Origin of the sequence: Saccharomonospora xinjiangensis XJ-54 (genome assembly GCF_000258175.1) — a bacterium.
Taxonomy (GTDB): Bacteria; Actinomycetota; Actinomycetes; order Mycobacteriales; family Pseudonocardiaceae; genus Saccharomonospora; species Saccharomonospora xinjiangensis.
Window position 1 is genome coordinate 3,755,026 of sequence record NZ_JH636049.1, and the last position, 14,297, is coordinate 3,769,322.

The window sequence follows — 14,297 nt, forward strand, 5'->3', positions numbered from 1 at the left end:
GACGGGACCGGCCCGTCACAGCCGTCGAACGAGTGGTCCGCGTTTCGAGTCCGCGCGGGCAAGCGGGGTGGTACCGCGGTACGTGCGTCGCAGGGCGCCGTCTCGTCCCCGAGCAGGCCGTCGAACCCCGACGGCGGCTATGCCTGAGCGAGACAGCGAAGACCGCGAGGAGCGCACCACACATGTATCCGAAGGCATCCTTCGGCGACCAGCCCGCCGACCGGGTTCCTGCCCAGCCGTCGTTCCCGGCGCTGGAGAAGGACGTCCTGGCCTACTGGGAAGCCGACCGGACGTTCGCCGCCACCGTCGAGGCCCGTGAGGCGGGGACGAACGGCAGCAACGAGTACGTCTTCTACGACGGCCCGCCCTTCGCCAACGGGCTGCCGCACTACGGCCACCTGCTCACGGGATACGTGAAGGACATCATCCCGCGCTACCAGACGATGCGCGGCAAGCGTGTCGAGCGCCGGTTCGGCTGGGACACCCACGGCCTTCCCGCCGAGCTCGAGGCAGAGCGACAGCTCGGGATCACCGACAAGTCGCAGATCGACGACATGGGCATCGCGGAGTTCAACAAGGCGTGCCGCGACTCCGTCCTGCGCTACACCAGCGAGTGGCAGGACTATGTCACCCGCCAAGCCCGCTGGGTGGACTTCGACAACGATTACAAGACGCTCGACATCACCTACATGGAATCGGTGATCTGGGCGTTCAAGCGGCTGTGGGACTCGGGCCTCGTGTACGAGGGCTACCGGGTGCTGCCTTACTGCTGGCGTGACGAGACGCCGTTGTCGAACCACGAGCTGCGCATGGACGACGACGTCTACAAGAGCAGGCAGGACCCCGCCGTCACGATCGGCTACCGCGTCGAGGGCAACGACGGTGCGCTCGCCGAACTCGACGGCGCCTACCTGCTGATCTGGACCACCACTCCGTGGACGGTGCCGTCGAACCTCGCCACGGCCGTCAACCCGGACGTGGACTACGTGATGGTGCGCACGGACGACGGCAAGCGGTTCGTGCTCGCCGAGGCCAGGGTCGCCGCCTATACGAGGGAACTCGGCGACGAGCCCGCCGTTGTGGCGCGGTACAAGGGCACCGACCTGCTCGGCACCCGGTACGCGCCGCCGTTCCCGTACTTCGTGGGGCAGGAGAACGCGCATCGCGTGCTGGCCGCGGATTACGTGACCACCGAGGACGGCACCGGCATCGTCCACATCGCGCCCGCCTACGGTGAGGAAGACAAGGCCGTCACCGACGCGGCAGGCATCACGCCGGTCACGCCCGTTGACTCGAAGGGCCGGTTCGACGCGCAGGTCCCCGACTACGAGGGGCAGAACGTCTTCGAGGCCAACGCGAACATCATCCGGGACCTCAAGAACGGCACCGGTGCCGCGGGACGGCAGGGCGCGATCCTGCTGCGGCACGAGACCTATGAGCACTCGTATCCACACTGCTGGCGGTGCCGCAACCCGCTCATCTACCGTGCCGTCTCGTCCTGGTTCGTGGCGGTGACGAAGTTCAAGGACCGCATGGTCGAGCTGAACCAGCAGATCACCTGGTATCCCGAGCACGTCAAGGACGGCCAGTTCGGCAAGTGGCTGGAGAACGCCCGCGACTGGTCGATCTCGCGGAACCGGTACTGGGGAACGCCGATTCCGGTCTGGGTCTCGGACGACCCGAACTATCCGCGCGTGGACGTCTACGGCTCGCTCGACGAACTCGAACGCGACTTCGGGACTCGCCCGACAGACCTGCACCGCCCGTACATCGACGCCCTGACACGACCCAACCCGGACGATCCCACCGGCAGGTCCATCATGCGACGGGTGCCGGACGTGCTCGACGTGTGGTTCGACTCGGGCTCCATGCCGTACGCGCAGGTGCACTACCCGTTCTCCAACGCCGAGTGGTTCGAGCACCATTACCCCGGCGATTTCATCGTCGAGTACATCGGACAGACGCGAGGCTGGTTCTACACGTTGCACGTGCTGGCGACTGCCCTGTTCGACCGGCCCGCGTTCCGCACGTGCGTGTCGCACGGCATCGTGCTGGGCTCCGACGGGCAGAAGATGTCGAAGTCGCTGCGCAACTATCCGGATGTCACCGAGGTGTTCGACCGCGACGGCTCCGATGCCATGCGCTGGTATCTCATGTCGAGCCCGATCCTGCGCGGTGGCAACCTGATCGTCACCGACAAGGGCATCCGCGACTCGGTGCGCCAGGCGGTGCTTCCGCTGTGGAACTCGTACTACTTCCTGGCGTTGTACGCGGGTGCCGAGGGGGTGTCGGGGACGGTGCGGACGGACTCCACCCACGTGCTCGACCGGTATCTGCTCGCGAAGACCCACGAACTCGTCACCGACGTCGGCAGCGCTCTCGACGACTACGACGTCGCGGGCGCGTGCTCGACGGTGCGGGACTTCCTCGAAGTGCTGACCAACTGGTACGTGCGGCGTTCGCGTGACCGGTTCTGGGAGGGCGACCGCGACGCCATCGACACGCTGCACACCGTGCTGGAGATCGTGTGCCGGACGCTCGCGCCGCTGCTGCCGCTGACCACCGAGGCGGTCTGGCGTGGTCTCACCGGAGGCCGTTCGGTTCACCTGACCGACTGGCCGTTGGTGGACGAGCTGCCCGCCGACCCGGCGCTGGTGACGGCCATGGACCGCGTGAGGCAGGTGTGTTCGTCGGCGTTGTCGCTGCGGAAGGCGAACAAGCTGCGGGTCCGGTTGCCGCTGGCGACGTTGCTCGTGGCCGCCGAGGACGTCGATACGCTGCGCCCGTTCGCCGACATCGTGCGGGACGAGGTCAACGTCAAGTCGGTCGAGTTCACCACCGACGTCGCCGCCCACGGTGGTTTCGAGGTCGCTGTCAACGCGCGGGTCGCGGGGCCGAGGCTGGGCAGGGACGTGCAGAAGGTCATCAAGGCTGTGAAGGCAGGCGACTGGACCACCACAGCCGACGGTGCCGTGGTAGCCGCGGGGATCGAACTCCGTGAGGGCGAGTACGAGCGGCGCCTCGTGGCGAAGGATTCCGGTGCTGCGGCCGAGTTGCCGGGCGGCGCGGGCCTGGTGCTGCTCGACACGGACGTGACGGACGAACTCGCGAGGGAGGGCCTGGCCCGCGACCTGGTGCGCGTGGTGCAGCAGGCCCGGCGTGACACCGGACTCGCGGTGTCCGACCGGATCACGCTCACCGTCGGCGCGCCGGACGAGGTCGTGGAGGCGGCGAAGGAACACGAGCACTTCCTCGCTTCCGAGACGCTGTCCACCACCGTGCGGTTCGCTCCCGTCGATGAGGGCTTCACGGGCGTGGTCGGTGATGGAGCTCAGGTGACCGTGTCGGTCGTCGCCAACCCGTGACTCCTGCCATCGTGCGGTTCGCCGTCCGGGTGAAGGCCGGAGCGAAGCGGGACGGTGTCGGCGGACGATGGGAGGGGCGTTCGGTGCGGCCCTCGTGGTCTGTGTCCGGGCGCCTGCCGTCGATGGCAAGGCGAACGCCGCGGTGTGCCGGGTCCTGGCCGACGCGCTCGGGGTCAGGGCCCGTCAGGTGGCTGTCGTGAAGGGACAGCGGTCGCGGGACAAGCTCGTGGAGCTACCGGAAGCGGAGGGTGTCGCCGGGCGCGTCGCGGAACTGATGGCGTCTGGTGTGGTGACACGCGGGCCGGACTGAGCGAGGTGCCATGGACGAGCTGCCTGTCGTTCTCGGCGCCGGTGCGATCGTCCTGCTCGCCTCGGCGTTCGCCGTCCGGTTCTCGATCCGGCTCGGACTGCCCTCGCTGTTGATCTACCTCGGGATCGGCGTCCTGATCGGGGAGGCCGGTCTCGGGGTCCAGTTCGACGACGCCACGTTGATGCAGAGCCTCGGTATCGCGGCGCTGGTGATGATCCTCGTCGAGGGCGGGCTGACCACTCAATGGTCGGCGGTGCGGCCCGGCCTCGGGCCCAGCATCGTGCTGTCCGTGGCCGCGGTCGTGATCACAGTGGTGGTCACCGGTGCGGCCCTGTACTGGCTGCTGGATCTTGAATGGCGGACGGCGCTGCTGTGGGGCGCTGTCCTGTCGTCCACCGATGCGGCCGCGGTCTTCTCGGTGCTCCGTTCCTCCGGCATCGGACGGAGGCTGTCGAGTGTCGTTGAGCTGGAGTCGGGGCTCAACGACGCCCCGAGCTACATCGCGGTTGTGCTGCTGACGACCGGGGCGTCCCTGAACTGGGAACTGCCACTGCACCTGCTCTATCAACTCGTCGTCGGCGCGGCGGTCGGGTTGGTCATCGGTTGGGCAGGTGGCTGGGTGCTGCGCAGGAGCGCTCTGCCCGCCACCGGTCTCTACCCGCTCTCGACTGTGGCGATGTGCGTACTCGCCTTCTCGTCGGCGCAGCTGGCGTCCGCCTCCGGTCTGCTGGCGACCTTCCTCGCGGGGCTCGTCCTCGGCAATTCCCGGCTCCCGCACCGGTCCAACACGCTGTCGTTCGCGGAGGGCCTCGGATGGATCGCCCAGATCGGTGTCTTCGTCCTGCTCGGCCTTTTCGCCTCCCCCGAAAGGTTGCCGGAGGCCGTCGTGCCGGGGCTCGTGGCCGGACTCGTGGCAGTGCTGATCGCGCGGCCTCTCGCTGTGGTGCTGTCCACGACGCCGTTCCGCGTCCCCTGGCGTGAGCAGGCGTTCCTGTCGTGGGCGGGTCTGCGAGGCGCGGTGCCGATCGTGCTCGCGACCATCCCGCTCGCCGCTGACCTTCCCGGCGCGCAGTTGCTGGTGGACGCCGTCTTCGTGATCGTCATCGTCTTCACGCTGTTGCAGACGGCGTTCATGACCCCGCTGGCGAGAGCCCTCGGTGTGGCGTCGGCGGAGGAACCGCAGGAAATCGACATCGACGCGGCTCCGCTTGACGAACTCGGTGCCGTGCTGCTCCAGGCCCGGATACCGCGTGGGTCCCGCCTGCACGGCGTGTACCTGGCGGAGCTCAGGGTCCCTCGGGGAGCGAGTGTGAGCCTGGTGGTCCGCAGGGGCAAGGGCTTCACACCCGAGCCGACGACGCGGTTGCAGGACGACGACCAGCTGCTGATCGTGACCACCGAGGCGGCGCGAGGGGCCACCGAGCGCAGGCTGCGTGCCGTCGGCAGGGCAGGCCCCATCGCCAGGTGGCGAGGCGAGACAGGGGAGTGAGTCCCGCCGCCATGGTGTGGCGGCCGGTGTGGCGGCTGGTATGCGGCACGGCCGTCCGCCGCGGTGCCACGGCTGCGTGACCAGAGCCGACACCGGACGTGGACAATGAACAGGTGAACACCGAGCAACAGCCCGACCCCTCGCACACCGAGGAGCCGCAGCAGGACCCTCGACCCACTCGCAAGGTGGGATTGCTGGCCCTCGTCGCGCTGCTCGCCTACGCCGTCGATGTGGTCACCAAGGTGGTCGTCACGGCGACGCTGGAGGGGGAGGAACCGATTCGCCTCCTCGGCGGCGCGGTCTACCTCCAATTGCTGCGCAATCCGTACGCGGCGTTCGGCATGGACATCGGCGGGACGTGGATCCTCACGGTGGTCGCCATCGCGGTCGTGGTCGGCATCGTGTGGTTCGCCCGGCGGCTCCGTTCAGCCGGGTGGGCCGTCGGCCTCGGTCTCGTCCTCGCCGGTGCGCTCGGTAACCTCACCGACCGAATCTTCCGCGCGCCGGGGGTGTTCCAGGGCCACGTGGTGGACTTCATCTCGGTGTTCGCGCCGAACGGCGAGTTCTTCCCCGTGTTCAACGCCGCGGACTCGGCGATCACCATCGGTGCGGGTCTCGTCGTATTGCTCACCCTGCTCGGCCGCGACTACGACGGCAGCGTGATCCCCCGGGGCAGGCGGGCGAAGGGGACCGAGCCGGACATCGATGCGGGCACCGACTCGGACGACTCCGAGCGTGGCACGGATCAGGACGCGGACGGGAAGGGACGGTCGGCCGAGTGAGCAGTCGCATGTTGCCCGTGCCCGACGGGCTGGACGGGATGCGGGTCGATGCGGGACTCGCCAAGCTGCTCGGGCTGTCGCGCACGGTGGTGGCGGAGCTGGCCGCGTCGGGTGAGGTTCTGCTCGACGGCAGACCGGCAGGCAAGTCGGACCGGCTCGTCGCAGGCGGTCTCCTCGAGGTCACGCTGCCCGAGCCGGACGCGCCGGTGGTGGTCGTCGCGGAACCCGTCGAGGGTTTGCGCATCCTCCACGAGGACGACGACATCGTCGTGGTGGACAAACCCGTGGGTGTCGCGGTTCACCCCAGCCCCGGCTGGACGGGACCGACCGTGGTGGGCGGTCTTGCCGCGGCGGGGCTGCGGATCTCGACGTCCGGCGCGGCGGAACGGCAGGGCGTGGTGCACCGGCTCGACGCGGGCACGACGGGCGTGATGGTGGTCGCCAAGAGCGAGCACGCTTACTCGGTGCTGAAGCGGGCGTTCAAGGAGCGCACCGTGGACAAGGGCTACCACGCGCTGGTGCAGGGCCATCCTGACCCAACGCGCGGGACGATCGACGCGCCCATCGACCGCCATCCCCGCCACGACTACAAGTTCGCTGTCGTGGCAGGCGGGCGGCCATCGGTGACGCACTACGAGGTGGTGGAGGCGTTCCGCGCGGCCTCGCTGGTGGACATCCGGCTCGAGACGGGCCGGACTCACCAGATCCGTGTCCACTTCGCCGCGATGCGGCATCCGTGTGTCGGCGACCTCACCTACAGTGCCGATCCCGTGCTCGCCCGCAAACTCGGACTGTCCCGGCAGTGGCTTCACGCGCGGACGCTGGGCTTCGCACACCCTGCCGACGGCAGGTGGGTGGAGTTCACCAGCTCCTACCCGGCCGACCTCGCGGGCGCGCTCGACATCCTGCGCGCCGAGTCCTGAGCCCGCGTGCGGGAGGGTGTGTCCGCAGTCTGTGCACGCGTGCCCGCAGTTCGCGCACGTGGGTCGGCACACTGTCGGCCGGCTCTACCGCGAACGGAGCACGGCGTTACCTCAGTCGTCGAGGGACCAGGTGAGGCTGCGCTCGTCGGGTTCCGGCCTGGGGCTCCATCGCACGGCGGTGACGCGGACCGACTCGCCCACGACGTACACCGTGTGGCCGCCGCTGGTCTCGCCGGGCTGCACACCGATCTTGTGCGGCGGTCGCGAGGTGAGTGAGACCGGTGCCTTGGCGATCACTCCGCCGTCCGCTGTCAGCAGTTCGAGGTAGTTGTCGGGCAGTGCGGCGAACGGCACAGGGCTCTTGTTGGTGATCTCGGTGTGCACGACGACGGCACGTTCTCCGTCCTGGAGTGAGTAGCCTGCCGCCGCGAAGAGGTAGTCGGCAGGGTCCTGGATCTCCAGCAGTTGCACTGCCAGCTGCTCGCCTTCCAGGCCCAGCGTTTCCAGCACCTCGCCGGGGCGGCCCTGCCTGCGTGTGTTCGCGGCGGGGAATTGATCCCCGCGTGCCCAGAGCGCTGTCTGCGGAGGTCCCCACACGCTCATCACCGGGTCTGGCGGTGGCATCTGCGCGGACTGCTGGGACGCGGCGGCCTGATGCGGTGGTCCTGCCTGCGCGGGTGGCGCAGCGGGGAACGAGCCCGACGGCGTTCCCTGCACCGAGTAGGCGCCGCTTGGTGTGCCTTGGACCTGGTAGGCGCCGCTTGGTGTGCCTTGGACGGAGTAGGGGCCGCTCGGTGTGCCGTGCGAGGGATAGCCGCCGCCCTGCGCGGAGTGGGGCCCGGAGGACGCCGGGTGCACGGCGTACGCGCCGCTGGGTGTGCCCTGTACAGGCCCTCCGGCGCTCGGATGGCCGTGGTAGGAGCCGCCTCCCGGGTTGGTCGTGAGCGGCTGCGCATAGGGTGCCGCCGCGCTCGCGAGTGCGGCTCGCAAGCCGGCAGGATCACTCTCCACGCCCACGAGCAGCGGAAGTCCCTGCGCCGAAAGCCCGACGAGACGGTAGGCGACGTCCCGAGGATCCATCCCCACCCTCGCGGCGAGTTCGTGCACGGCCACCTTTCCCACCTCGGCGAGGGCGGCGAGCAGACGTGCATCGACAGGATCGGTCAGGGCCACGGCCACGAGCCTAGTCGGCCGATAGGGTGCGTTCATGGCGCCCACGACAACCGTGACCACACTCGCCGACGACTGTGTGGACCTGCTTTTCGACATTGAACCGCTGTGGCCCGTGATCGTGGGCATCGACCCGGCGCGGACGGAATTGGGCGATGTGACGGAGGAAGGCGAAGCACGGCACATCGCCGCGCTGGAGCGTCTCGTCGAACGGGCGCGGGCGCTGGACGTCGCCGAGCTGTCCGATCAGGAGCGCGTGACCCGCGACGTGATCATCGACCAGGCGCGGGCGCGGATCGCGCAGCTTCAGAGCAGGATGGTCGAGTTCACGATCTCTGACCTCTTCGTGGCGCCAGCGGCGAGCCTCCTGACGTTGCTGCCCATGGTGCCCGTCGCCACGCCCGAGCAGGGCAGCGCGCAGCTCGACCGGCTCGCGGCCATCCCCGCGTACCTGGATCAGGTGGCGGAGCGTCACCGTGCGGGTGTCGCGGCGGGCCGCACGCCTGTCGCGCACCTTGTTCGCGCGGCAGCCGAACATCTCGACCGATATCTCGCCGCTCCCGGTGACGATCCACTCCTTCGCCAGGACCCGCCGGACTCCGACTTCGCCTCCCGCAGGCAGCGGCTTCTGGCCGACGTGGTGCGGCCCGCGTTCGCGCGCTACCGCGATGTGCTGCGCTCGGAGTTGCTGGAACACGGCAGGCCCGACGACCGCCCCGGCGTCTGCCACCTGCCGGACGGCGACGCCGGGTACGCGGCGCTGGTGCGTGTGCACACGACGACGGAGCGCGACCCCGGCGAACTGCATGCCACCGGCCTCGACTGCATCGAGCGGCTGGCGGAGGAGTACGCGGTGCTCGGCAGGAGAGTCTTCGGCACCGGCGACCTCGGAGAGATCTTCTCGCGGTTGCGGACAGATCCGGCTCTGCGGTGGCGCGACGCCGACGAGTTGCTCGACACCGCGCGGGCCGCCATCACCCGCGCCGAACGCGAGGCGCCGAACTGGTTCGGTCGCATCCCTCCCCAGCCGTGGGTGGTGGAGCCTGTTCCGGCGGCGGAGGCGCCTGGCGCTCCCGCGGCGTACTACCTCCAGCCCTCGGTTGACGGAACGCGCCCCGGTACGTACTTCGCGAACACCCACGAGGTCACCGAGCGGTTCCGGCACACGTCGGAGGTGACCGCGTTCCACGAGGTGATCCCCGGCCATCACTTCCAGCTCAGCACGGCCCTGAACCTCGCTGATCTGCCACTGTTGCGGCGGATCAGCGACTTCAACGCCTACAGCGAGGGCTGGGGTCTCTACACGGAGCGCCTTGCCGACGAGATGGGGTTGTACTCCGACGACGTCGCCCGCCTCGGCATGCTCAGCATGGACTCGGTGCGAGCGGGCAGGCTCGTGGTTGACACCGGACTGCACGCGAAGGGCTGGAGCAGGCAGCAGGCGATCGACTTCCTGGAACGCAATACGCCGATGGCGCGGGTGGAGATCGTCGCGGAGGTGGACCGCTATATCGCCTACCCGGGTCAGGCGTTGTCGTACATGGTGGGCAGGCTGGAGATCCAGCGTGTGCGTGCCGAGGCGGAGCGGGCACTCGGGGAGCGGTTCGACATCAGAGCGTTCCACGATCTCGTGCTCGGCGTCGGTGCCGTGCCTCTGACCGTGCTGGAGGACGTCGTGCGCGTGTGGGTGCGCGACCACACTCGCTGACGGTCCGGTCAGCGCTTCTCGATCACCGAGGTGAGCCGGGCCGAGACGATCAGAGTCTCGGCCCTCGTGGCTTGGCCGACGGCGCCTGGCGCCGTCAAGAGCCGAAGTTCAGGGTGAGCCGTGTCGCGGGTGGCGTGGTCGAGCGCGTACTCACCCGGTAGCCCCTCGACGCGGTAGACGGTGAACACGGCGATCCGGCCGTCGGCTCGGGTGACCCGCACGGTGTCGCCGGAACGCAGCGTGTCCAGCGCGAAGAAGAGGCCGCGTTCATGGGTGAAATCGGTGTGTCCTGTGAGGACGGACGCTCCTGCCTCGCCGGGAGTGGGTGTGGAGGCCAGCCAGCCGACCGCGGCGGCGTTGGCCGGTACCTCGGCGACTCCGCCGGGAGTGCGCCCGAGCCCGACGACAGCTTCGGTGCTGATGCCCAGTGCCGGAATCTCGATCGCCGACGGTGGGGAGGCCGGCAGCGCGTCGTGCGCGATCGGCGGGGTGCGGGAGTCGATGACGTGGGGTGCGGCCCTTTCCGCGCCGGGTGAGAGTGGCGACCCCGGTTGCCCGTCTGCTTGTGACCGCAGCAACGTCGTGGTGACCACGGCCGTGGCGAGTGTCGCCAGTGCGACTACTGCGACTACGCTGGCGGCCAGCCCCCTTGACCGCCGTAGCTCTGGCGGGCGGGTGCTCAGTGTCATGGTCACCGGCAGCGGCTCCGGTGACTCCGGTCGCTTCCGGCCACTGCTACCGAATACGCACCCATCAATCGCCCCTCCTGCGATTAATCCCTCCAGGAAGGGGATCGCTGAGGGCCGAAGACTGTTACCGAAACGTGGCCGATAGGATTGAAGGTCACCCGTTCGGGTTACACAGCTGTTGACCGGCCGGCGTATGTGGGAATTCTGATGTTCGGCCGGTGACAACTGAAAGGTGGACGACTGTGACGACGAGGGGCACGGTGGCCGTGCTCGATGTGGGTTGTTTCAGCGCGCGGCTGCTGGGAGTGCGCCGAGGAGGCTCGCTGCTCGAACCTGTGCTGAGCCACAAGACCAGGCTCCGCCTCGACCGCTCGCTCGACGCATCGGGACGCTTGCACAGCGAGGGTATCGACGCGATCGTCTCCGCCGTGGGGACGGCGAGCGAGGTCGCAGTCAAAAGCGGCATCGAGGACGTCTTCTGCCTCGCCACGTCGTCGATCCGGGACGCACGCAACGCCGACGAGGTCGTCTCACGCGTGAAGTCCGCCACCGGACGTCACCTCCGGTTTCTCAGCGGAGCCGACGAGGCTCGGCTTTCCTACCGCGCCGCACGTGCCTGGTTCGGCGCGAGCGCGGGCCCGCTTTCGGTTCTTGACATCGGTGGCGGCACGCTCGAACTGGCAGCAGGAGACGGGATGCGGGCCGACTTCGCCCGGTCGCTTCCCCTCGGGGCGCGCGAGGCGACGCGGGCGTGGCGGCTCGACACCGATCGTCCTTCGGAGGACGTCATCGAGGCGCTGCGGACCCATGCCGTCGAGGAAGTGCGTGAGGTCCTCGGCGAGGACGAGCAGCGACTGCGCGAATTTGGCACCGTGGGCTGCTCGAAGGTCCTGCGCCAGCTTGCGGTTCTGGCGGGACGCAAGCACGAGGGGCGGGGCAGGGTCAGGGCGTTGCACCTCGAGGATGTCCAGCGCTGGATTCCGAGACTGGCGGCGCTGCCGCCGTCACGGCGAGCCGAACTACCGGGGATCTCCCGCCCACGGGCTCGGCAGGCGCTCGCCGGTGCGGTGGTCGCCGAAGCCCTCCTGACCGTGTTCGGCGGTCCTGCCGTGATCTGCCCCTGGTCCACGACGCAGGGCGTGTTGCTGTCGCTGATGGAGGACCCTGCCGAGTTGGAACGACCGGCGGTCCGGGCCCGTGCGGCCTGAGCCGCGAGCGAAAAGGACGGTGAGATCCATGCGAGACGAGCACATCCCGGACGGCACAGAGCCGGAGCACCCTGCCCCCGGCTCTGAGCAGACCTCCCGTCGTGAGAGTCCTGAGAGTCCTGAGAGCGGAGGTCTCGGCAAGCTGCCGTCACGCGATGTTCCCGAACCGCCGAACCGGGACGAGGTGCGGCCCGACGACGACGTGACTCCCGACGCGGGCACCGTCGAACCGCCGGACTGACGCCGCCTCACGACTGTGGCACGGTGGCCGCGGGACTCGGCGACTCCGCAGGAACGACGGGCGCGACATGGGGAACCCGCCTCGTCGGTGCGCGCCACGCGGGTTGCGAGGGGCGTTCCAACTCCTCCGCAGGCGGGATCGGCATCGTGACGGGCTCCTCGGTTACCCTCACCGGCACACCGTAGTGCGTGATGGTGAACGGCGAGCCCTGCGTGAGCCGGTAGCTGGCCGTCTCCTGCCGGATCTCGACGGAGAACTGGCAGCCGCGAAAGTACATCCGGAACGCGATCCGGCGGGGTATCGGAGGCAGTCTGGGCTGGAAGCTCAACTCGCCGCCGTAGTCGCGCATGCCGCCGAAGCCCGCCACGATCGCGAGCCACGATCCCGCCAGCGAAGCCATGTGCAGTCCGTTTCGGACGTTCTGGTGCAGGTCGTGCAGGTCGGTGAGCGCGGCCTCGGCGAAGTAGTCGTAGGCCAGTTCGAGGTGCCCGCATTCGGCAGCCATCACCGACTGGGTGGCGGCGGACAGCGAGGAATCCCGCACGGTCAGCGCCTCGTAGTACGCGAAGTTGCGGCGTTTCTGTTCGAGCGAGAACACGTCGCCGCGCAGGTGCATGGCCAGGACGAGGTCGGCCTGCTTGACGACCTGCTTCCGGTAGATGTCGAAGTAGGGATAGTTCAGCAGGAGCGGGTAACGGTCGGGGGGAGTGTTGGCGAAGTCCCATTTGGCGTGTTCGGTGAACCGTTCCGACTGCGGATGCACCTTCAGCAGTTCGTCGAAGGGAATCCGCATCTTCCGTGCGGCCTCGCGCCAGCCCGCGACCTCGATGTGATCGACCCCGAGCGCGTCGGCGATGTCGGGCTGCCGTTCACAGGAGTCGGCCGCGGCGCGCAGGTTCCGTTGCGCCATCAGATTGGTGTAGACGTTGTTGTCCACCACCGCTGAGTACTCGTCGGGGCCGGTCACCCCGTCGATGCGGAACCCGCCGTGCGGGTCGTGGTGCCCCAGTGAGATCCACAGCCGGGCGGTCTCGGTGAGCAGTTCGGTTCCGCACTCCCGCTCGAAGTCGGTGTCGTTGGTGGCGTTGAGGTAGCGCAAAACGGCGTCGGCGATGTCGGCGTTGACGTGGAAGGCCGCCGTGCCCGCTGGCCAGTACGCCGAGCATTCGGCTCCGTTGATGGAGCGCCACGGGAAAGCCGCACCTCGCAGCCCGAGCTGGCCGGCCCTCTCCTTTGCCTTGTCCAATGTGGAGTGTCGCCAGCGGAGTGCGTCCCTCGCGGCGTCGGGAAGCGTGTACGTCAGCAGTTGGAGCACGAACGTTTCGGTGTCCCAGAACGCGTGGCCGTCGTAGCCGGGGCCCGTGAGCCCCTTGCCGGGAATCGCCCTGCTCTCGCCGCGAGCCCCGGCCTGCAACACGTGGAACAGCGAGAACCGGATCGCCTGCTGAAGCTCGGGGTCGCCGTCGATCTGCACGTCGGCACTGGCCCAGAAGCTGTCGAGGAATTCGCGCTGTTCGCGGAGCAGTCCGTCCCATCCGGTCTGGAGCGCGCCCGCGAGCGCGGCATCGACCTGCGCTCGCAGAGCGGGGATCGACCGTTGCGCGGACCAGCCGTAGGCGAGGTACTTCGTGAACCGGAGGACGCTGCCCATCGGCACGTCAACGGCGACGGTCAGGCGCGCGAGGTCCCGCTCGTGCTCGATGTCGGTGCGCAGGCCGGGACAGGGTTCGATGTGGTGGTCCATGGCGGCGGCCATCCGGAGCCCGGACCGTTTGGTCCTGTGGACGAGAACGGCTCTGAAGTCCTCGGCCTTCGAGTACTCGGCCAGCAGGGGCGCCTCCAGCGCGGCGGCCACCCTCGGATCGCCCGCTTCCTGCTCGATCGGCTCGTTGGTGAGCAGGTCCGACTGGGCGACGAGCTGGATTTTTCCGTCGAGTGGCTCGACCTCGTACCGGATGGCGGCCACCGCGCGCTGGGTGAACGACACGAGCCGTTCGGTCCGAACGCGGACCCTGCGGCCGGTGGGTGACGTCCACTCCGTCTCGCGCCGCAGGGTTCCGGATCGGAAGTCGAGCACCCGGTGGTGTGAGGTCGCCTGCCCGTAACGCATGTCGAGCGGCTCGTCCTCGACGAGCAGGCGGATGATCTTACCGTCGGTCACGTTGACGACCGTCTGCCCCGCCTCGGGATAGCCGTAGCCTGCCTCGGCATACGGCAGTTCGTGTTCCTCGTAGAAACCGTTGAGATAGGTGCCGGGGAGCCCGCGTGGTTCGGCCTCCTCGAGCGTGCCCCGCATCCCGATGTGCCCGTTGGACAGCGCGAACGTCGATTCGGTCCGCTGGAGCGCCTCGACGTCGAGTCCCTGCCAGCGCAGTTCCCACGGTGAGCGGGCGTATCCCCGTTCCGTCATTG

General features: G+C 68.8%; 11 protein-coding genes. 8 read left to right on the forward strand and 3 right to left on the reverse strand.

Annotation, left to right across the window (positions count from 1 at the left end):
* Positions 1–182: 182 nt before the first annotated feature.
* The 5 genes from ileS (at position 183) to SACXIDRAFT_RS17055 (ending at position 6,869) form a co-directional block, all read left to right on the forward strand.
* Entirely contained in the window at positions 183–3,365 is a 3,183-nt protein-coding gene (ileS, locus tag SACXIDRAFT_RS17035; protein ID WP_006239860.1) for an isoleucine--tRNA ligase, read from the forward strand.
* A gap of 67 nt (positions 3,366–3,432) precedes the next feature.
* The gene (locus SACXIDRAFT_RS17040; RefSeq protein WP_408640382.1) at positions 3,433–3,675 is read left to right on the forward strand and encodes a DUF167 domain-containing protein; all 243 of its coding nucleotides are present in this window, start codon (positions 3,433–3,435) and stop codon (positions 3,673–3,675) included.
* A gap of 10 nt (positions 3,676–3,685) precedes the next feature.
* A complete protein-coding gene (locus SACXIDRAFT_RS17045; RefSeq protein ID WP_006239861.1) occupies positions 3,686–5,164 on the forward strand; it encodes a potassium/proton antiporter in 1,479 nt (492 codons plus the stop codon).
* A gap of 113 nt (positions 5,165–5,277) precedes the next feature.
* Positions 5,278–5,946 carry a signal peptidase II gene (gene lspA / locus SACXIDRAFT_RS17050; RefSeq protein WP_006239862.1) on the forward strand — a complete coding sequence of 223 codons (669 nt, stop codon included), beginning with the start codon at positions 5,278–5,280 and terminating at the stop codon, positions 5,944–5,946.
* Entirely contained in the window at positions 5,943–6,869 is a 927-nt protein-coding gene (locus tag SACXIDRAFT_RS17055) for an RluA family pseudouridine synthase (protein ID WP_085978666.1), read from the forward strand. Before lspA ends, SACXIDRAFT_RS17055 begins: the two co-directional genes overlap by 4 nt.
* Before the next feature lie 111 nt (positions 6,870–6,980).
* On the opposite strand, the gene SACXIDRAFT_RS17060 is transcribed toward SACXIDRAFT_RS17055, so the two are convergent.
* Entirely contained in the window at positions 6,981–8,042 is a 1,062-nt protein-coding gene (locus tag SACXIDRAFT_RS17060) for an Lrp/AsnC family transcriptional regulator (protein ID WP_006239864.1), read from the reverse strand.
* Between the two features lie 34 nt (positions 8,043–8,076).
* On the opposite strand from SACXIDRAFT_RS17060, the gene SACXIDRAFT_RS17065 reads away from it, so the two are divergent.
* A complete protein-coding gene (locus SACXIDRAFT_RS17065) occupies positions 8,077–9,747 on the forward strand; it encodes a DUF885 domain-containing protein (RefSeq protein ID WP_006239865.1) in 1,671 nt (556 codons plus the stop codon).
* Between the two features lie 8 nt (positions 9,748–9,755).
* Here SACXIDRAFT_RS17065 and SACXIDRAFT_RS17070 read toward each other — a convergent pair whose 3' ends face one another.
* Positions 9,756–10,442 carry a class F sortase gene (locus SACXIDRAFT_RS17070; RefSeq protein ID WP_006239866.1) on the reverse strand — a complete coding sequence of 229 codons (687 nt, stop codon included), beginning with the start codon at positions 10,440–10,442 and terminating at the stop codon, positions 9,756–9,758.
* A gap of 236 nt (positions 10,443–10,678) precedes the next feature.
* Here SACXIDRAFT_RS17070 and SACXIDRAFT_RS17075 point away from each other — a divergent pair, with 236 nt between their 5' ends.
* Together SACXIDRAFT_RS17075 and SACXIDRAFT_RS17080 are read left to right on the forward strand one after the other, a co-directional pair.
* Positions 10,679–11,644, forward strand: coding sequence for a Ppx/GppA phosphatase family protein (locus SACXIDRAFT_RS17075; protein WP_006239867.1), 966 nt, complete (start codon positions 10,679–10,681; stop codon positions 11,642–11,644).
* 28 nt (positions 11,645–11,672) lie between these two features.
* On the forward strand, positions 11,673–11,885 hold the full coding sequence (locus SACXIDRAFT_RS17080; RefSeq protein WP_006239868.1) for a hypothetical protein: 213 nt from the start codon (positions 11,673–11,675) through the stop codon (positions 11,883–11,885).
* A 7-nt stretch (positions 11,886–11,892) separates the two neighbouring features.
* Here SACXIDRAFT_RS17080 and SACXIDRAFT_RS17085 read toward each other — a convergent pair whose 3' ends face one another.
* Positions 11,893–14,295, reverse strand: coding sequence for a glycoside hydrolase family 65 protein (locus tag SACXIDRAFT_RS17085; RefSeq protein WP_198284390.1), 2,403 nt, complete (start codon positions 14,293–14,295; stop codon positions 11,893–11,895).
* Positions 14,296–14,297: the final 2 nt, after the last annotated feature.